The sequence below is a fragment of the Dietzia sp. SL131 genome, from assembly GCF_026672565.1.
Lineage (GTDB): Bacteria > Actinomycetota > Actinomycetes > Mycobacteriales > Mycobacteriaceae > Dietzia > Dietzia kunjamensis.
Map to the genome: position 1 here is coordinate 3,275,409 of NZ_JAPPRI010000003.1, position 19,435 is coordinate 3,294,843.

A 19,435-nucleotide genomic window follows, 5' to 3' on the forward strand; every position below is an offset into this window, starting at 1 on the left:
GCACGGTGCCCGACCGGCGGGGCGCCCGGGCCCGCCCGCACCGGGACCGGCCGAGGGGAAGGATGCGTTTACGCGCAGCGACGTCGGCCGTGCCACTCGAGCGTGCGATGCGCGGACATCCGCACGAACCTTCCTGCGGAGAGGGCCGAATAGCGCGGAGGGGCTGCGTGGCAGCCACCGCCGGGCGAGACTGGGCCCATGACGTCAACCGAGAACCGTCCCGCCGTCCGTACCGAGCGCCGGGACCACGTCCTACTCGTCACCCTCGACCGCCCGGAGGCCCGCAACGCCGTCAACGGCGAGGTCAGCACGCTGCTGGGCAACGCGCTGCACGAGGCGGACACCGATCCCGAGATCCGGGTCGTGGTGATCACCGGCGCGGGAGAGCGGTCCTTCTGCGCGGGCGCCGACCTCAAGGCCATCTCCCGGGGTGAGGACATCTTCCCGGCCGAGAACCGGCGGTGGGGATTCGCGGGGATGATGCAGCAGTACGTCTCGGTCCCCGTGATCGGCGCGGTCAACGGCACCGCACTGGGTGGGGGCTGCGAGATCGCCCTGGCCTGCGACCTCGTGGTGGCCGCCGACCACGCGGTGTTCGGTCTGCCGGAGGTGCGGCGTGGGCTCATCGCCGCCGCCGGTGGCGCGTTCCGGCTGCCGGCCCAGCTGCCCCACCGGGTGGCCATGGAGATGATGCTCACCGGCGAGCCGATCACCGCCGGGCGGGCGCTCGACCTGCACCTGATCAACCACGTCGTCCCGGCCGACCGGCTGCTCGACACCGCGCTCGAGCTCGCCGGGACCATCGCCGCCAACGCGCCGCTGGCGGTCCAGGGGACCAAGCGGGTCGCGCTCGGTATCACCGACGGCGGGCGTCCGGCGGAGGTCGACAAGTGGAAGGTCAATGACACGGAGACGATCACCGTCATGACCTCCGAGGACGCGGCCGAGGGCCCGAGGGCGTTCGCGGAGAAGCGTGCCCCGGTGTGGAAGGCGCGCTGAACCCGGATCCGATGAGACCCATCCCACAATCCGACCGGATGTGAACTCCGCCCCCCGGCCCTACATTTCCTTTATGGAAGCAGTGTTGAGGTCGATGGTCGTCGAAGAGGACCTGCACGTCCTCGACACCGCGAACAGGGAGTTGACGCCCCGGGCGGCGGAGCTGCTGGCCCTGCGGGGTGGAGGTGGCGCGGGAGAGGAACTGCGCAACTGCGTCATCCGCGCCGCGACCGCCCCTGCCGGGTCCGCGACGGAGCTGCGGTCGGCCCTCCGCGCGGAGCGGGCGGGGCTCAACGGGGCGGGGGCCGAGCTCGGGCTGGCGGTGGTCGCCGCCGGGGCCGTCCCGCTCGTGCCCCCCGGGTCCGCCCTCGTCGACGAGACGCCGAGGACTCGTCGACTCCTGGCCGACTACGAGTACCTGGCCCGGGATCAGATCTACTGTGGCGTCCGGATCCGGGTCGAGGCCCATGGCGCAGACGAGGCGGTCGCGGTGTCCTGCCGGATCGCTCCGTACCTGCCGGTGTTCCTCGCGCTCACGGCGAGCTCGCCCTTCCTGAGGGACGGGTCGGACTCCGGCTACGCGAGTTGCCGCTCGGTGGCGGCCTCGCAGTGGCCCACGGCGGCGCCCGTGGCGGGCGTGTGCTCGGCCGCCGAGTACGACGAGTTGGTGGCCGACCTCGTGGCCAGCGGGGTGGTCGTCGATGCGTCGATGGTGGGCTTCGGTGTGCAGCCCGGGGCCGACCGGCGGTCCGTGGAGCTGCAGGTGGGCGACGCCTGTCCCTCCGCCGAAGCCACCGTTCTGGCCGCCGCCCTGTTCCGGGCCCTCGTCGAGCGCGAGGCGACCGCCGTCGCCGACGGCGCCGGGTCGGCGGCCCCCGCCGAGACGAGGCTGCGGGCGGCCCTGTGGCGCGCGGCCCGGTCGGGCCTCGAGGGTGATCTCGTGGACCCCGTCACCTTCCGGGCCCGGCCCGCCACCGACGTCGTCTCGGATCTGGTGGAGTCCCTGACCGGCGAGTTGAACCGGTCGGGTGACCTCGACACCGTGCGCACCCTGCTCGACAACGCGCTCTACAACGGCAGCAGTGCGTTCCGGCAGCGCCAGGCCCTCCGCCGGCGGGGGCACCCCCACGACGTGGTCGACCTGCTCGCGGCGGAGACCGCCGGGATCAGCGGTCCCCGGTCGGCGGTCCCCGATGCCCACTCACGACTGTTCGGCGTCTACGAACCGATCGAGGGCCTCGACGCCGACCCGAGCTGGGACGAGGCGGTCGAGGAGGGGGGTGCCCCCCGTGAGGCCTACGCTCCCGTGATGTCGGCCCTGGACCGGGCGGGCACCGTGCGGCTCCGGTCGCGACAGGTGACGGCGGAGAAGGAGGCCTCGGTGGCCGGGGTGACGTTCCGGGTCACCGGACAGGAGCGGCCCCAGGCGTTCCCCATGGACTTCGTACCCCGCATCATCTCGCCCGAAGTGTGGCGGGTGCTGGCCGCCGGCACGGAGCAGCGCGCCCGCGCCCTGGACGCCTTCCTCGACGACATCTACGGCCAGCGCGAGTTCGTGCGCGCGGGGCACATGACGCCCGAGTCCCTGGACCGCGCCCCCGGTCACCGCAGCACGGGACGCGTACAGCGGCCGGGTCGGACGCGGGCGCACATCTGCGGGATCGACCTGGTGTGCGGGGACGACGGCACGTGGTTCGTGCTGGAGGACAACGTCCGGGTGCCCTCCGGGATCGCCTTCTCCCACGCCCTGCGACAGATGACCACCTCCCTGTTCGGCGACCTCACGGGCGGGTTCGATCTCCACGCGCCGGACGAGGCGTTCGGCATGATCCGCGAGACGCTCGAGGCGGCCGCGCCGCCGGCCGCCGGGGACGAGCCGCAGCTCGCGGTCGTCTCCTCCGGGCCGACCGACTCGGCCTGGTTCGAGCACCGACTCATCGCGCAGCGCACCGGACTGCCGCTGGTCACGCCCGACCGGCTCACCTTCCGGGACGGGGTGCTGCACCATCGCGCGGGCCGCGATCTGCACCGGGTGGACGTCATGTACGCCCGGATAGACGAGGACATGCTCCTCAGCTCGCCGGGCGACGACGGCATCCCGCTGCGCGACGGGCTGCTCGACGCGCTCGGGGCCGGACGCCTGACCATCGCCAACGCCCTCGGCAACGGGGTGGCCGACGACAAGGCCGTCTACGCCTCCGTCCCCGCCATGATCGACTTCTACCTGGGGGAGACCCCGATCCTCGAGCAGGTCCCCACCTACCTGTGTGCCGACCGGACGCAGCGGGACCTCGTGTTGGACCGCCTCGGCGAGCTGGTGGTCAAGCCGATCGACGGGTACGGCGGACTCGGGATCACCATCGGGCCGGAGTGCTCGGAGGCGGAGCTGGCCGCCCGCCGGGAGGACCTGCTCACCCGGCCGGAGGGGTTCATCGCCCAGGAGGTCGTGCCCCTGTCCACGTTGCCGACCTTCGACGGGACCCGGATGCAGCGCCGGCACGTGGACCTCCGCGCGTTCGCCCACGTCCGACGCGAGGGGGGCAGGACCACCGCGCACGCGGTCCCGGCCGGGCTCACCCGGGTCGCGCCGGCGGGATCGATGATCGTCAACTCCTCGCGGGGCGGCGGCGGCAAGGACACGTGGATCATGCGGTGACCCCCGCGCCGGGCCCGGGGAGCTGCTGCGGGTGCGGGCTCGCCCGGGTTCCCTTAGCGTGGGAATGATGACCGACGCACAGCGATGGATCAGAGTCGAAGAGGAACTCCACCTCGTCGACACGAGGACCCGGCGACCGGTTCGGCGGGCAACGGAGGTGCTCGCCGCTCTCGGCGACACCGGGCAACGGGGACAGGAGGGCCACGTCCGGCCGGAGCAACACGGCGCGATCGTGGTCGCGGACGCGGGCGCCCACACCGGGCTCGGCGAGCTCGGGGACACCATCCGCCGCAACCGGACCCGCCTGGCGGAGGCCGCCAACGGACTGCGGACCGGGGTGGTCGCGGCAGGGTCGCTGGCCTCGCCCGGCGTGGAGTTCGACCCCGCCCCGCAGGACCCCCACCCCGCGCCGGGCCGCGAGTCGCAGACCCGCGCCTCGGCCGGCTTCCGGGTGGTGGTCGAGACCGCCGACGCCGACGAGGCCCAGTACGCGGCCCGACGGGTCGCCGCCCTCGCGCCGGTGCTGCTGGCACTGTCGGCGAGTTCCCCCTACTGGGCAGACGGCACCGACTCCGGGTACGCCTCCACCCGCTACTTCGAGAGCCAGTGGTCGCCCGCACACCTGCCCGCCTACGCCGCCGACACCGCCGACGAGGCGCTGGCCTGCGAGGACGAGATCGTCGCCACCGGCGTCGTCGCGGGACGGGAGGGGATCGCGGTCGACGTCCGCCCCTCCCGGGACGGCGACGGGATCGAACTCGTGGCCTGCGACTCCTGCAGCACCATCGACACCCTCGTCGTCGTCGCCGCCCTGTTCCGCGCGGCGGTCGACCGCGTCCTCGCCGAACGGGACGCCGGTCAGGACTCCGGATCCGGTGGGTGGGACGGACCCTCCGACGCCGTGCTGGCCGCGGCGTTCTGGCGCGCCGCACGCTCCGGACTCGAGGGGGACCTCGTGGACGTGGCGACCGGGCGCCCCCGCCCCGCCACCGAGGTGCTCACCGGACTGGTCGACGACCACGTCGACCACCTCCGGGCCGGAGGCGAACTCGACCTGGTGCTGAACCTGCTCGACGGGGTCCGCGGTTCCGCGACCTCGGCCACCCGCCAACGCGCGGCGCACCGCCGACGGGGACGCCGCAGCGACGTGATCGCCGTCCTGCTGGCCGAGACCGTCGAGCGGATCCGCCCCCGGGACACCGCCGACGACCGCGGGATGCGACACATGCTCGCCTCCTACTCGCCGCTCGGGGAGGCGGTCACCGAGGAGGTGCACGACGAGGCCATCTCCGAGGACGGCAACCCGCGGCCCGAGTACGTGGACCTGCTCAAGGCCGTGTCCGACATGGGCCCCGAGGTCCTGTGCGAGCGCAAGGAGCAGGTGGACGACACGCTGCGCTCCATGGGCATCACGCTCAAGGTGTACGGCAAGGACGAGCCGCAGGTCTTCCCGCTCGACTCGGTCCCGCGGATCGTCCCGGCCGACCAGTGGGCACGGATCTCCGCGGGCATCGAGCAGCGGGCGCGCGCGATGGAGATGTTCCTGCGCGACATCTACGGGGCGGGAGAGATCAGCCGGGCCGGCGTGGTCCCCGCGGAGGCGCTCCAGCGCGCACCGGGGTTCCGTCCCACCGGACGCGCGGTGCCCGAGGGCGTCCTGCACGCCCCGGTGTGTGGCGTGGACCTGGTCTCCACGGCGCCGGGCGAGTGGATCGTGCTCGAGGACAACCTGCGGATGCCCGGGGGGATGGCGATGGCGGTCGCACTGCGCGACCGGATCGCCGAGGGTTTCCCCGAGTTCGGTGCGCGGTCGGAGGTCCACGACCCCCGCGAGGCGCTGGCGATGCTGACCGACACCCTGCGGGCGGCCGCGCCCGAGGGCGTCGACGATCCCGCCATCGGCGTGGTGGTCGCCGAGGACGAACTCGAGGCGTACGACCTCAGCAGCGTCACCGAGGCGGTCGGTGGCACCCTGGTGACGCCCTCTGACCTGGTGTGCGAGGACTCCGCCCTATGGCGGGTCGAGGGCGGGGAGCGGCAGAAGATCGACGTGCTCTACGTCCGTATGGACGAGGAGATGCTCCTGTCCTCTACGGGCGCAGATGGCACCGCGCTGCGCAGGGGGCTGCTGAACGCGATGGCGGAGCACGGCGTCGCCGTGGTCAACGCGCCCGGCAACGGTGCCGCCGACGACAAGGCGATCTACGCCATGGTCCCCAAGATCATCGACTTCTACCTGGGCGAGAAGCCTCTCATCGGCCAGGTCGACACGTACCTGTGCGCCGACCCGGACCAGCGTCGACAGGTCCTCGACCGGCTCGGCGAGCTGGTCGTCAAGCCGATCGACGGCTACGGCGGGTCCGACATCACCGTGGGCCCGGAATGCTCGCCCCGGGAGCTCGACGAGCGTCGGGACGAGCTGCGCCGCCACGGGGACCGGTTCGTCGCGCAAGAGGTGCAGTCGCTGTCCACCCTGCCGACGTTCGACGGCCGCGAACTGCAGCGACGCCACGTGGACATGCGGGCGTTCGTCATGTTGCGGCACGGTGAGGGGGGAGAGATCGCCGCCACGGCCCCGCCTGTCGCACTGACGCGCGTGGCCCCGGCGGGCACCATGGTCGTCAACGCCTCGAGCGGAGGCGGCGGAAAGGACACCTGGATTCACCGTGCCTGACACCACCGAGGTCGACGTCGAGGTCACCGAGGAGGCCGAGTCCCGCGACGTCGCGGGACCACCCGACGACGCCGCCGGGGGGCCCACCCAGATCCGCCACACCACGTCCCCCAACCTGTCGCCCGACGGGTCGATGTTGGCGTGTGTGGTCACCGAGCGCACCGGCTACCCGCGCGCCGTGCAGCGGCCGCTGGGGCCGGGTGGGCTGGACGGGGCCGGGCCGGAGCGCGACGTCGTGCTGCCCGTCGACGGCCCCGTGCGCCGCGTGGCCTACTCGCCCAACGGCAGGTGGCTCGCCTGCGAGGTCGCCCCGGACGGCGGCGAGCGCGAACGGATCTGGCTGGTCACCACCGACCCCGACGATCACGACGTCTACCCCGTCGACACCGTGGGCGACGCCACCGTCCAGATCGTCGGCTGGGACGGCGACCTGCTCGCGGTGACGGCGTTCGACTCCGAGGGCCTGGCCGAGGGCCGCCTCGTGGACCCCGAGACCGGGGAGCACACCGTCGTCGATCGACGGATGGGCGGTGCACTGGTCCACGCGTGGGACGGAGCCGCGCTGTTCCGGGTGGGTGCCCGCGGTAACCGCGAGTTGCTGCGCATCGTCCCCGACGGCCGGTGGTGGCCACTGCTACCCGTCGACACCGGCTCCACCACGGACGCCGGAGTCATCCTCGACGCGGGGGACGACGACCGTCCCATGCGGATGGTCGTCCGCAGCGACCATTCGGCGGACCGGATGGGCCTGCTCGCGGTCGAGGCGGACGAGGACTCCACCGAGTCCTGGCCGGTGGCGTTCCGCACCGACGCCGATCTCGACCGCGTCGAGGTGAGCCTGGACCGCTCGACCGCGGTGCTGCTGTGGAACGTGCGCGGTGGTCTGTCGGAGATCGAGGTCCTCGACCTACGGCCGGAGCGCCCCCGCGTGATCGTTCGGCCACCGCTGCCCGAGGTCGTGGCGACCTCACCCACGCTCACCGCAGACGGCCGGTTGCTCGCGCTCACCATCGAGAGCCTCGACCAGCCGCCGCGCGTGGTGATGTACGACGTGGACAACCGCAGGTGGACCGGGCGGCCGCCCGAGCAACCCGACCCCGCGCCGACGTTGGTCGAGTTCACCGCCCGTGACGGGCTCCAGCTCAGCGGCTGGCTCTACCGTCCCGACATCGGTGACGAACCGGGCCCGACCGTGGTCCACCTCCACGGCGGTCCCGAGGGGCAGTCGCGCCCCGGGTACAACGACATCGCCCGCCGCTACCTCGACATCGGCGTGAACTACTTCCTGCCCAACGTGCGCGGCTCCACCGGCTCGGGGCGTTTCTTCAGTCACGCCGACGACCGCTACGGTCGCTTCTCCGGCATCGACGATGTCGAGGACGCGTTGCTGCACCTGATCGACGAGGGCATCGCCGATCCAGGCCGGGCGGTGGTCTCGGGCCGGTCCTACGGCGGCTACCTGGTCAACGCCACCCTGGTCCGCCACCCCGGCAGGTGGCGAGGCGGAATCGCCGCGTGCGGGATGAGCGACCTGCAGACCTTCTACCGCACCACCGAACCGTGGATCGCCGCGGCCGCCTACCCCAAGTACGGCAACCCGCTCCAGGAACGTGAGCTACTGCGGGAGGCCTCGCCCCTACGGCGGTACCACCACGTGGACGTCCCGATGCTCTTCGTCCACGGCGCGCACGACACCAATGTGCCGCTCAGCGAGACCGATCAGGCCGTGGAGTTCCTGCGCCGGCGCGGCGTACCGGTGGACGTCCTGCTGTTCGAGGACGAAGGTCATGAATTCGTGAAATTGGCCAACCGGCAGCGTCTCGGCGACCGGGTGGTCCAGTTCTGCCAGGAGGTGTTCGATGTTCGGACGCAAGAAGAATGAGACCCCCGACCCGACCGGGTTCGAGGGCCGGCTCGTCGGGTGGCGGCGGCACATCCACGCCCACCCCGAGCTGTCCTACGAGGAGCGGGAGACGACCGAGTACATCGAGGGCGAGCTCCGCTCGATGGGGCTCAAGCCCGAGCGGTTCGAGGTGGGCACCGGGCTGTGGTGCGACGTCGCGGCCGCCGACGGGGCCACGTCGACCGACGTGGTGGCGCTGCGCGCGGACATCGACGCGCTGGCCATGAGCGAGGAGTCCGGCGAGTCCTTCTCCTCCGAGGTCGAGGGCGTCAGCCACTCCTGCGGGCACGACGGCCACACGGCGATGCTGCTGGGCGCCGCCGAGATGCTGGTCGCCGACCCGCCGCCCCGCCCGGTGCGCCTGATTTTCCAGCCGGCCGAGGAGACGATGCCCGGCGGTGCCAAGGACTGCGTCGAGGAGGGCGTGGTCAAGGGCGTCGACCGCATCCTCGCGCTGCACTGCGACCCGCACCGCCCGGTCGGCGAGGTGGGCGTGACCGGCGGGGCCATCACCTCGTCCAACGCCAAGATCGGCATCACCGTCCACTCGGACGGCGGGCACACCGCGCGTCCGCACGAGACCCAGGACACCGTCTTCACCCTCGCCCAGATCGTCACGGGCGTCACGGGCGTGATCGACCGGCGGATCGACCCGCGGTCCGGCACCGTGCTCACGTGGGCCTCGATCAAGGCCGGCGGGTCCGCGCCCAACGTCATCCCCGACTCGGGCGAGATCTGGGGCACGTTGCGCAGCGCGGACCGGGACGTGTGGGCGACCGTCGAGCCGCTGGTCCGCGAGACGGTCGAGCGGATCGGTGCCCTGTACGGGGCGCGCACTGAGGTCGAGTACATCCAGGGTGTGCCGCCCGTGGTGAACGACGACGAGTGCGCCGACCTCGCGGCGAAGGCCGTCCAATCGGTGCTCGGAACCGACGGGGTGGGCACCGCCGACCAGTCCAGCGGCGGCGAGGACTTCGCCTGGTACACCGAGGAGATCCCCGGCGTCTACCTGCGGTTGGGGGTGTGGGACGGCGAGTCCGAGGAGACGGATCTCCACCATCCGGGCTTCGTGCTGGACGAGCGGGCGCTGGCCCACGGTGCCCGCATCTTCGACGCGTTCGCCCGCCTCGACCGCCCCGCCTGAGCTGGCGGGGCGGATCCCGGCCGCGCGCGCTCACTCTCCCGCCCTCGTGCGCTCACCCTCCCGCCTTTGGGCGCTCACCCTCCCGCCTTTGGGCGCTCACTCTCCCGCCGAGCAGAGGATTTCGCCGGTATCGCCCGAGAGCGGGTGTGCGAAACCCTCTGCTCGGCGAGGTGCGGGGAAACCGGCCCCGTCAGCGCACGGTGATCGCCGCGTCTCCGGCGGGGACGAGTTCGCCGATCACGGTGCCCCCCGGGATCTCCCCGGCCACGAGCAGCCCGCCGGAGGTCTGGGCGTCGGCGAGCAGGAGCAGCTCGTCCTCGTCCACGTCGGCCGCGAGGTGCGGACGTACCCAGTCGAGGTTGCGGCGCGTCCCGCCGCTGACGTATCCGTCGGCGAGCGCCTGACGGGCGCCCTCGAGGTAGGGCACCGCGGCGGGGTCGATCACGGCCGAGACGCCGCTGGCCCGGGCCATCTTGTACAGGTGGCCGAGCAGGCCGAACCCGGTGACGTCCGTGGCGCACTCGACCCCGGCGGCCAGGGCGTCCCGGGAGGCGACGTCGTTGAGGGTGGTCATCGTCTCGATCGCCTCGCGGCTCACCTCCCCAGTGTTCTTGTGCCGACAGTTGAGCATCCCGATCCCCAGCGGCTTGGTGAGCGACAGCGGCATCCCGGCCCGGCCCGCGTCATTGCGCAGCAGCCGGTCCGGGTCCGCCAGCCCGGTGACGGCCATGCCGTACTTGGGTTCGGGGTCGTCCACGCTGTGCCCGCCGGCCACGTGACAGCCGGCGGCGCCGGCCACCTCCTGGGCACCGCGGAGCACCTCTCCGGCGATCTCGTACGGCAGGACGTCCATCGGCCAGCACAGCAGGTTGATCGCCATGATCGGCGTCCCGCCCATCGCGTAGACGTCGGACAGCGCGTTGGCCGCGGCGATGCGCCCCCAGTCGTACGGGTCGTCGACGACGGGGGTGAAGAAGTCGGCGGTGCTGATGACGGCCCGGCCACCGGTGATCCGCACCGCCGCCGCGTCGTCGCCGTCGTCGAGGCCCACGATGAGTTCCGCGGCCGGATCCCGGACCGGGGCCCCGATGAGGTCGGCAACGACGTTCTCCAGAGCACCGGGCGGGATTTTGCAGGCACACCCGCCCCCGTGCGCGTACGAGGTGAGCCGGGCTGCGGGCGAGATGGGTTCGGTGGTCATGGTCCGACCCTAACGAGGCGGCGCCGATCGGTGGGCGCGGCCGGGGAACACCGCCTAGTCTCGTGGGGCAGGGAGGCGTCCGGGCACCTGGTGGTCCCCGCGGTCTTCAAAACCGACGTGGCCGAGTATCTCGGTCAGGCGGGTTCGATTCCCGTCCGCCTCCGCCACAACCTCACCGTCACCGGCACCGATCCGAAAAGGGGAACGGACGATCACCGAGCAGCCGCACGAGGGGTCGGGGCCTTCGTCGCCCGATCCGCGTCGCCTCATCCCGTCCACCGACGTCCTGCTCCGCGATTCGCGCCTCACCGGGGCGGTCGACGGGCTGGGCCGCGAGCTGGTCAAGGGCGAGATCCGGGGCGCGCAGGACCGCGCCCGGTCGGGAGCGCTCCCGCCCGCCGGGATCGTCGACGCGGTGCTCGACGCGCTGCCCGGCGCGCCTGTGACACTGACGCGCGTCCTCAACGCCAGTGGCGTCCTGCTGCACACCAACCTCGGTCGGGCGCCGCTGTCGGATGCCGCCGTGCGCGCGCTCGCCGAGGCCGCGGGCACCAATGACGTGGAGCTGGACCTGGCGACGGGTCGCCGGGGCAGGCGGGGTCGCGGCGCCCTCGACGCCCTGCGGGCCGCCGTGCCCACGGCGGGCGACGTCCACGTGGTGAACAACGGCGCGGCCGCCCTGGCCCTCGCCGCGACCGCGCTGGGCGGGCCGGGGCGGACGATCGTCATCGCGCGCGGTGAGATGGTGGAGATCGGCGACGGGTTCCGCCTGCCGGAGCTCCTGGAATCCACGGGGACCCGGTTGCGGGAGGTCGGCACGACCAACCGGGTCAACGCCGAGGACTACTCGCGTGCGATCGACGACACCACGGCCTTCGTCCTCAAGGTCCACCCCTCCAACTTCGTGGTGAGCGGCTTCACCTCGTCCGTCCCGCCCGCCGAGCTGCGGGACCTCGGGGTGCCGCTGGTGGTGGACATCGGCTCGGGGCTGCTCGCGCCCCACCCCACGCTTCCGGATGAACCGGACATGACCACGACGCTGGCGGCGGGCGTCGACCTCGTGACGTCCAGCGGCGACAAGCTCCTCGGGGGCCCGCAGGCCGGGATCATGGCCGGCAACGCCGCCCTCGTGCAGCGCCTGCGCCGCCATCCGCTCGCCCGCGCGCTGCGCGTCGACAAGCTCACGCTGGCCGCTCTCGAGGCGACGCTGCGCGGTCCGCGTCCGCCCGTCGTCGCCGGTCTCGAGGCCGACCCCGCCGAGCTGCGGGCGCGGGCCGAGCGGATCGCCGCACGACTGCGCGCGGCGGGGCTGGATGCGGAGGCCGTCCGGTCCGTCGCCGCCGTCGGCGGTGGGGGCGCGCCCGGTGTCGACCTTTCGAGCGCCGCGGTGTCCCTGCCGGAGCGCTGTGCCGAGACGTTGCGCGCGGGACGCCCCGCCGTCCTGGGGCGCGTGACCGACGGCCGGTGCCTCCTGGATCTGCGTGCAGTGCCGCCGGGGGACGACGACGAGCTGGCGCGGCTCGTGCTCCGGGCGGAGGCGCCCGCCTGATGTTCGTCGTCGCCACCGCCGGCCACGTCGATCACGGGAAGTCGACGCTCGTCCGCGCGCTCACCGGCGAGGAGCCCGACCGGTGGGACGAGGAACGCCGCCGCGGCCTGACCATCGGTCTGGGGTACGCCTCGACCACCCTCGACGACGGCCGCACGGTCGCGTTCGTCGACGTGCCCGGCCACCGGCGGTTCGTCCCCACCATGCTGGCCGGGGTCGGGCCGGTGCCCGCGGTGATGTTCGTCGTGGCCGCCGACGACGGGTGGATGCCACAGTCCGCCGAACACCTCGACGCGCTCACCGCGCTGCGCGTCGAGCACGGCGTCCTCGTCATCACGCGCAGCGACCTGTTGGATCCGGACCTCGCGCTGGCGGAGGCCCGTGACGCGATGGCCGGGACACCCCTGGCGGACATACCGGCGGTGTGCGTCTCGGCCGTCACCGGCGCCGGGATGGACGCGCTGCGCGGGGAGCTCGCCCGGCTGGGCACGCTGCTGCCGGAGGCCGATCGCGGCGCCGACGTGCGGCTGTGGGTGGACCGGTCGTTCAGCATCGGCGGAGCCGGCACCGTCGTCACCGGCACGCTGCCCGCGGGCACGGTGCGGGCGGGGGACACGCTGGAGCTGGGGCCGAGTGGGCCGCAGGTCACCGTCCGTGGTCTGCAGTCGCTCGGGCACCGGCGCGACGAGGTGGCGGCGGTGGCGCGGGTCGCCGTGAATCTGCGCGGGGTCGCCGCGGACGAGATCCCGCGGGGTAGCACTCTGGTCACCCCGCGACGGTGGCGCTCGGTCGGGACCCTCGACGTGCGCGTCGACGGGCGGACGGACGCGCTGCCGGAGCAGGTGATGGTGCACATCGGATCCGCCTCGACAGCCGCTCGCGTGCGGCCCCTCGACGAGGGTCATGCCCGCCTCGCGCTCGCGGACCCGCTGCCGCTGCGGGTGGGGGACCGACTCATCCTGCGCGAGCCGGGAGCCGACCGTATCCCGGCGGGCGCCGTCGTGCTGGATCCCGCCCCGCCGGCGCTGCGTCGCCGCGGTGCGGCCCGCCACCGCGCCGAGGAGTTGGCGGCGACACCGGAGCGCCCCGACCTGCCCTCGGAGCTGCGTCGGCGCGGCGTGGCCCACGTCGATGACCTGCGCGCATGGGGGATCGCCATCCCGGTCCGCGACCAGTCCCACCGCGGGTGGCTGATCGACCCCGGGCGCGTCGCCGTCCTCGCCGAGACCCTCGTCGAGGCCGTGCGCGAGCACGACCGCGCCGATCCGCTCGATCCGGGCCTGCCCACCGAGGCCGCCCGCCGCGCGCTCGGGCTGCCCGACGCATCCCTGCTCATGGCCGTCCTCGATCACCCGGCCGCGGCCTCGCTGCGGGTGGAGGGGGGCCGGGTGGTCGCCGGGGACGGACCTGGTCTGCCCCAGGTGGTCCGAGCGGCAGCGGACACCCTGGCCGAGCGGTTCCGGGTCGGGCCGTTCGACGCCCCGACAGCCGGGGAGTTGGCCGGGCTGGGCCTCGGACCGCGTGAGCTCGCCGCCTGCGAACGGGCCGGACTCGTCACCGGCGTCGGACCCGGCGTGTGGCTGGGCCCGGGCGTGATCGGGGAGGCGGTACGGCGGCTCCGTGAACTACCGCAGCCGTTCACCCCGAGCGGCGCGCGCACCCACCTCGACACCTCGAGGCGTGTGGTGATGCCGCTGCTCGAGGTGCTCGCCAAACGCGGGCCCACCCGCCGCGAGGGCGACGACGGCCACGCCATTGTCTGACCCGACCTGTCGGTTGCCACGCCGGGCCGCCCCGGACCCCGCCGGCCGGACGAGCCCGCGGGGAGGTCCGGTTACCGCTCGCCCGCGTAGGCCTCCCCGCCACCGCGGGCGTCACGCCGCTCGCGCTGGGGGATGACCACGTACTTCGGGTCCTTCGTCGACGCCATCCCGGCGTGGAACACCGCCCACCGGGTGCACGCCGACCCCGCCGCCAGCGCGAGGCCCGCGACCGCGGACAGCGCGCGGTTGCGTCGCCCGAGCACGGCGCCCACCGCGCCGGCGGTGGTGAGGATCTGGGCGGCGCGGTGGTACGCCCCGGCCCGGCCCTCGTGGAGCGGTTCGGCGGTGATGCCCATCGACTGCTGCATGATCCGGTCGGCGGCGAGTTCGAGCGTCGCGCCGCCCACGGCCAGCCGCCGGGCGGGGCCCGTCTCGTGGAGCGGATTGAGCAGCAGCCCGACCCCGCCGGACGCGGCCGCGGCGCTGCCCACGAACACGAACGGCAGCTCCCGGCGGGCGGCGCTCCAGCTGGGGGCGGCGGTGTCGGTGAGCAGTACCGCCGTGTACGAGGCGACCGCCGGCGCCACGAGGGCGGCGACGATCCCGGCCGGTCGCGAGGCGCGGGTGATGAGGTCGGTGGGCAGGCGATGCGCGAGGCGGGCGGGCAGCAGCGGCACGATCTCCTGCCCCAGGGCCAGACCCACGAACGGGCCGTACGCCGACAGGAGCCAGGTGCCCACGCTCATCGGGGAGGTCAGCTTGAGCACCCGCAGCATGTGGTGGAACCGCTCCGGGCGCCCCAGGTCGCGGACCAGGTAGTACAGGCTGCCGGTGATTCCGCCGAGAGCGACGATCCGCGCGGAGCGGCGCTGGCTCGGCAGGCCCGCCAGGTCGGCCCCGGCGGCGAGCAGTGAGGAGCCACCGGCCAGGCCGCCGAGGAAGAGGTAGGCCGCGATGTCGTACTCCCACGGCGGGGCCTTGACGATCGGTGTGCCGTAGTACGAGCGGAATTCCGCGGGGGGCACCACGAGCTGCTCGCGGCCCCCCTTGCCCTTTCGGCGGGTCCGGGTCTGCTGCCCCGGTCCTCCGGGGATGCCCACCTCGTCGTCGTCGGCCCGGTTGTGGTCGGCCCCGTCGCCGTCGCTCATCAGGCCCCGCCTCCCACGGCGAAGGCGGCCACCGCGCCGCCGAGCAGCGTCACGGCGGCCAGAGCGGCCTGCTGCCACATCTTCCCCACGAACCGGGTCGTCACCACCGGATCCGGCGGCAGTCCGTACACCTCCGGGTCGTCCAGCAGGATGAAGAACGCGCCCGTGCCGCCGACTCCGTTGTTCGAGTCGTGCCCGTAGAGCTGGGCGTTCGGCTCGCCCGCCTCGACCAGCTGGTCCAGGCGGCCGGCAGCGCGCTCGCGGAGTTCGTCGAGGTCACCGAACTGGATCGACTCCGTGGGGCACGCCTTGGCACAGGCGGGGGTCTGGCCCTCGGTGAGCCGGTCGTAGCAGAGCGTGCACTTCTGGGCGATGCCCACGGCGGGGTCGCCCGCAGGGCCCGAGCGGCGCTCGATCACGCCGTACGGGCACGCGCTCACGCAGTAGCCACAGCCGTTGCAGATGTCGCTCTGCACCACGACGGTGCCGAACTCGGTGTGCATGAGCGCCCCCGTTGGGCAGACGTCCACGCAGGCGGCGTGCGTGCAGTGCTTGCACACGTCCGACTCCATGAGCCACCGGAAGTCCGTGGGCTCGCCGGCGTCGGGGGACTCACCGGGCAACGTCGGGGCCGGCATGCCCAGATCGACGGGCGCGGGCGCCGCGGGGGCCGGCGCGGCGTGCGCCCCGGACCGGGCCGGCACCTCCTGCTCGATGAACGCGACGTGCCGCCACGTCGAGGCGCCCAGCGCCTGGGTGTTGTCGTAGGACATGCCGGTGAGCTCGAGGCTGTCGGAGGGGATGAGGTTCCACTCCTTGCACGCCACCTCGCAGGCCTTGCAGCCGATGCACACGCTGGTGTCGGTGAAGAAGCCCTTGCGCGGCGGCGGGTCGGCGTAGCCGTTGTCCTCGGCGGGGTCGATGTCCCCGAAGAAGGACCGCCCGAGATCGGACAGGAAGGCGGACATGATTCAGCTCTCCGTTCCCGGTTCGGTGATGACTCCCGCGCGCCGGCGGTAGCCCTCGACGAACTCCAGCAGTGCCGGTCCACGCGGCCGTCGTCCCGCGACGATGTCACAGCTCGTGGCCTTGGTCGCGGGAATGGACACGTTGGGATCGAGGGACTGGGCGAGCAGGTCGTTCGCCGGGTCGCCGATGCTCACGCCGTTGCCGCCCCAGTGATAGGGCAGCCCGATCTGGTGCAGGGTGCGACCGTCGATGAGCAGCGGCGTCATCCGCCTGGTCACGAGGACCCGCGCCTCGATCGCGGAGCGGGAGGTGACGATCGTCGCCCAGCCCCCGTTGACCAGGCCCCGCTCCCGCGCCAGCTCGGGGCTGATCTCGCAGAAGAACTCCGGCTGCAGTTCCGACAGGTAGGGCAACGTCCGACTCATCGCGCCCGCCGTGTGGTGCTCGGTCAGGCGGTAGGTGGTGAACACGAACGGGAACACCTCGCTGCCCGGCTCCCCGTGGCCCGGCTGGGTCTCGTTGTACCGACCGGGGCGTATCGCGCGGGCGGGATTGGCGTCGTGACCCGGGTAGATCGGGTTCGCCACGGGCGACTCCGGCGGCTCGTAGTGCGCCGGCAGCGGACCGTCGGCCAGTCCGCGCGGCGCATAGAGCCACCCGCGGCCGTCGTCCTGCATGATGAACGGCTGCGCCCCACCGATGGCGTCCTGCGCCACCGCCCCCTCGGGCGGGGTGTAATCGGGCGCCTTGTCGGCCTCGAAGTCGGGCACGTCCTCGCCCACCCATCGGCCGGCGCCGTCGGCGGCGTCCGGATCCCAGCTGATGAGTGCCTTGCGTTCGCTCCAGGGCCGCCCCTCCGGGTCGGCGGAGGCACGGTTGTAGAGGATGCGACGGTTCGCCGGCCAGGCCCAACCCCACTCCGGGGCCACCGGGCCCTGCTCGTGGCGGGACCTGCGCCGCGCGGCCTGGTTGACGCCGTCGGCGTAGACGCCGCAGTAGATCCAACACCCGCACGAGGTCGAGCCGTCCGGCTTGAGCTGGGTGAACGTCGACAGGGGTTCGCCGTCCTCGCCGCGGCCGTTGATCTCGGCCAGCACGGCCTCGGCGTCGGGTTCGTCGTCCGAGCCCGGCTCCATCGGGTAGTCCCAGGTCAAATCCAGTAGCGGCCGGTCTCGGGGGTCGGTGGAGTCGGCCAGCTTCTCCTTCAGACGGCGTCCGAGGTGGTAGTAGAACCACAGTTCACTGCGCGCGTCCCCCGGTGGCTCGACGGCCTGGTGTCGCCACTGCAGCAACCGCTGCGTGTTGGTGAACGTGCCCTTCTTCTCCACGTGGTTGGCGGCCGGGAAGAAGAAGACCTCGGTGCCGATGTCCTCCGGGCGCATCTCGCCGGTCTCGATCTCCGGGCCCCTGCGCCAGAAGTCGGCGCTCTCGATCATCACGAGGTCGCGGACGACCAGCCAGTCGAGGTTGGCCAGCCCGGCGCGCTGCATCCGCCCGTTGGCGGTGCCCACGGCGGGGTTCTCGCCTACGAGGAAGTACCCGCCGCCGCCTTCGTTGATCTGCCGCTGCACCGTGACGGTCGAGTCGTGCTTGCCCGTGAGCTTGGGCAGGTAGTCGTAGGCGAAGTCGTTGTCCGCGGTGGCGGCGTCGCCCCACCAGGCCTTGAGCAGGCTGACGGTGTACGAGCGCATGTGGCCCCAGAAACCCTGCGCCACGTCGTCAGTGCCGATGTAACTGTCCAGGTCCGGTTGCTCGCCGGCGTTCGGCGTGGGTAGGTACCCGGGCATGAGGTCGTACAGCGTCGGGATGTCGGTGGAGCCCTGGATGCTGGCGTGGCCGCGCAGCGCCATGATTCCGCCACCGGGGCGCCCGATGTTGCCGAGCAACAGCTGGAGGATCGCGGCCGTGCGAATGTACTGCACTCCCACGGTGTGCTGGGTCCAGCCGACGGCGTAACAGAACGCGGTGGTGCGTTCCCGTCCCGAGTTCTCGGTCAGCGCACGGGCGACGCGGAGGAAGTCGTCGGCAGCGACGCCGCAGGTCCGCTCGACCATTTCCGGCGTGTAGCGACTGAAGTGCCGTTTGAGGATCTGGAAGACGCAGTGCGGGTGCTGCAGGGTCTCGTCGCGCAGGGGATCCTCGGTCGTGTCCGACGCGCGGGCGCCGGCGGCGCCGGGGGTCTCGGAGGCCTCGTCCTCGGCATCGTCGTCGTCGCGGCCCTCGTCGGGCATGTCGTTCTGGGCACCCGCGTACTGCCAGGACTCCAGGTCGTAGGTCCGGTCATCGGCGTCGAAGCCGGAGAACAGGCCCGCGAGGTCCTCGGTGTCCTCGAAGTCCTCGCCGATGATCGTCGACGCGTTGGTGTAGGCCAGCACGTACTCCGAGAACCAGGCGTCGTTGGTCAGGACGTAGTTGATCAGCCCGCCGAGGAACGCGATATCCGACCCCGCACGGATGGGTACGTGCTGGTCAGCGAGCGCACTGGTGCGCGTGAACCGGGGGTCGACGTGGATGATCGTGGCGCCACGGCGCTTGGCCTCCATGACCCACTGGAACCCCACCGGGTGCGCCTCGGCCATGTTGGAACCCTGGATGACGATGCAGTCGGCGTTCGCGAGGTCCTGCTGGTAGTTCGTGGCACCACCACGCCCGAATGAGGTTCCCAGACCGGGAACGGTGGAGGAGTGTCAAATGCGCGCCTGGTTCTCCACCTCGATGGCGCCGAGCGCCGTGTACAGCTTCTTCATGAGGTAGTTTTCCTCGTTGTCCAGCGTCGCCCCGCCCAGGCTGGCGAGACCCCGGGTACGCTGGACGGTGTCACCGTTCGAGTCCGTCTCCTCCCAGAACTCCTTCCGCGACTCCAGCACGCGGTCGGCGACCATCTCCAGTGCCGTGTCGAGGTCGAGTTCCTCCCACTCGGTCGCGTGCGGCTTGCGGTGGAGCACCGTGGTGATGCGGTCCGGGTTGGTCACGAGCTGCTTGCTCGCCGAACCCTTCGGGCACAGACGGCCGCGGGAGATGGGGCTGTCGTCGTCACCCTCGATCTGGGTGACCTTGCCATCGGAGACGTAGACGTCCTGGGCGCACCCGACCGCACAGAACGGGCAGACGCTCTTGACCACCTTGTCGGCGGTGGTGGTGCGGGGGGTGATCTCGAGTGAACGCCGGGAACGGGTCGCGGAGCCGCGACCGAGCAGATCGTTTCCGCTGAACTGCCGCCAGACGGGCCAGTTCAGCGGTGAACCGCGTCGGCCCAGTTCCGGCCGCGACGCGCGCGGCCGGCCGGGGTCGGGCTGGTGTTCCGACCTCGCCTGTTCCGACATCGTCACCTCCCGTTCTCCTGTCCGCACCACGTGGGTTCCGTCCCATGTAACGCCAGCACAATGCCCTTCGCAACCGATTTGGCGAATCCTCTCCCGGGTCCATGAT

The 19,435-nt window shown here is 72.6% G+C and carries 11 protein-coding genes and 1 tRNA gene; 8 read left to right on the forward strand and 4 right to left on the reverse strand.

The genetic code is table 11. The annotated features are described in order from the left end of the window. Positions 1-198: 198 nt before the first annotated feature. The 5 genes from OVA21_RS16370 to OVA21_RS16390 all read left to right on the forward strand — a co-directional run bounded on the left by OVA21_RS16370 (position 199) and on the right by OVA21_RS16390 (position 9,376). The gene (locus OVA21_RS16370; protein WP_096906365.1) at positions 199-999 is read left to right on the forward strand and encodes a crotonase/enoyl-CoA hydratase family protein; all 801 of its coding nucleotides are present in this window, start codon (positions 199-201) and stop codon (positions 997-999) included. Between the two features lie 73 nt (positions 1,000-1,072). Then, positions 1,073-3,655, forward strand: a complete 2,583-nt coding sequence (locus OVA21_RS16375) for a carboxylate--amine ligase/circularly permuted type 2 ATP-grasp protein (protein ID WP_268092869.1) — start codon at positions 1,073-1,075, stop codon at positions 3,653-3,655. Positions 3,656-3,722: 67 nt separating this feature from the next. Continuing rightward, entirely contained in the window at positions 3,723-6,329 is a 2,607-nt protein-coding gene (locus OVA21_RS16380) for a carboxylate--amine ligase/circularly permuted type 2 ATP-grasp protein (RefSeq protein WP_268092870.1), read from the forward strand. Further along, on the forward strand, positions 6,322-8,211 hold the full coding sequence (locus OVA21_RS16385) for a S9 family peptidase (RefSeq protein ID WP_096906362.1): 1,890 nt from the start codon (positions 6,322-6,324) through the stop codon (positions 8,209-8,211). Before OVA21_RS16380 ends, OVA21_RS16385 begins: the two co-directional genes overlap by 8 nt. Then, positions 8,189-9,376: a M20 family metallopeptidase gene (locus tag OVA21_RS16390; RefSeq protein WP_096906361.1), complete on the forward strand. Its 1,188-nt coding sequence runs from the start codon at positions 8,189-8,191 to the stop codon at positions 9,374-9,376. The genes OVA21_RS16385 and OVA21_RS16390 overlap by 23 nt, the downstream gene beginning before the upstream one ends. Before the next feature lie 190 nt (positions 9,377-9,566). On the opposite strand, the gene selD is transcribed toward OVA21_RS16390, so the two are convergent. Further along, positions 9,567-10,577: a selenide, water dikinase SelD gene (gene selD / locus OVA21_RS16395; protein WP_268092871.1), complete on the reverse strand. Its 1,011-nt coding sequence runs from the start codon at positions 10,575-10,577 to the stop codon at positions 9,567-9,569. 71 nt (positions 10,578-10,648) lie between these two features. On the opposite strand from selD, the gene OVA21_RS16400 reads away from it, so the two are divergent. From OVA21_RS16400 to selB, 3 genes are all read left to right on the forward strand, one after another. Then, positions 10,649-10,744, forward strand: a tRNA-Sec gene (locus OVA21_RS16400). A gap of 119 nt (positions 10,745-10,863) precedes the next feature. Further along, positions 10,864-12,126 (forward strand): L-seryl-tRNA(Sec) selenium transferase, encoded by a 1,263-nt coding sequence (gene selA / locus OVA21_RS16405; RefSeq protein ID WP_268093177.1) that lies wholly within the window; start codon positions 10,864-10,866, stop codon positions 12,124-12,126. Continuing rightward, entirely contained in the window at positions 12,126-13,889 is a 1,764-nt protein-coding gene (gene selB, locus OVA21_RS16410) for a selenocysteine-specific translation elongation factor (protein WP_268092872.1), read from the forward strand. The genes selA and selB overlap by 1 nt, the downstream gene beginning before the upstream one ends. Before the next feature lie 71 nt (positions 13,890-13,960). Here selB and nrfD read toward each other — a convergent pair whose 3' ends face one another. Genes nrfD through fdh form a run of 3 tightly spaced genes read right to left on the reverse strand, consistent with a single transcriptional unit; the run spans position 13,961 to position 19,263 of the window. Beyond that, on the reverse strand, positions 13,961-15,037 hold the full coding sequence (gene nrfD, locus OVA21_RS16415) for an NrfD/PsrC family molybdoenzyme membrane anchor subunit (RefSeq protein ID WP_268092873.1): 1,077 nt from the start codon (positions 15,035-15,037) through the stop codon (positions 13,961-13,963). After that, positions 15,037-16,005: a 4Fe-4S dicluster domain-containing protein gene (locus OVA21_RS16420; RefSeq protein ID WP_268092874.1), complete on the reverse strand. Its 969-nt coding sequence runs from the start codon at positions 16,003-16,005 to the stop codon at positions 15,037-15,039. Before OVA21_RS16420 ends, nrfD begins: the two co-directional genes overlap by 1 nt. Positions 16,006-16,008: 3 nt before the next feature. Beyond that, complete coding sequence (fdh, locus tag OVA21_RS16425) at positions 16,009-19,263, reverse strand: formate dehydrogenase (RefSeq protein ID WP_268093178.1); 3,255 nt, start codon at positions 19,261-19,263, stop codon at positions 16,009-16,011. Positions 19,264-19,435: the final 172 nt, after the last annotated feature.

Coding starts and splice junctions, on each gene's coding strand:
- OVA21_RS16390 (WP_096906361.1), top strand. CDS start 8,189: ATGTTCGGACGCAAGAAGAATGAGACCCCCGACCCGACCGGGTTCGAG.
- nrfD (WP_268092873.1), bottom strand. CDS start 15,037: ATGAGCGACGGCGACGGGGCCGACCACAACCGGGCCGACGACGACGAG.
- selD (WP_268092871.1), bottom strand. CDS start 10,577: ATGACCACCGAACCCATCTCGCCCGCAGCCCGGCTCACCTCGTACGCG.
- selB (WP_268092872.1), top strand. CDS start 12,126: ATGTTCGTCGTCGCCACCGCCGGCCACGTCGATCACGGGAAGTCGACG.
- OVA21_RS16380 (WP_268092870.1), top strand. CDS start 3,723: ATGACCGACGCACAGCGATGGATCAGAGTCGAAGAGGAACTCCACCTC.
- OVA21_RS16375 (WP_268092869.1), top strand. CDS start 1,073: ATGGAAGCAGTGTTGAGGTCGATGGTCGTCGAAGAGGACCTGCACGTC.
- OVA21_RS16420 (WP_268092874.1), bottom strand. CDS start 16,005: ATGTCCGCCTTCCTGTCCGATCTCGGGCGGTCCTTCTTCGGGGACATC.
- OVA21_RS16370 (WP_096906365.1), top strand. CDS start 199: ATGACGTCAACCGAGAACCGTCCCGCCGTCCGTACCGAGCGCCGGGAC.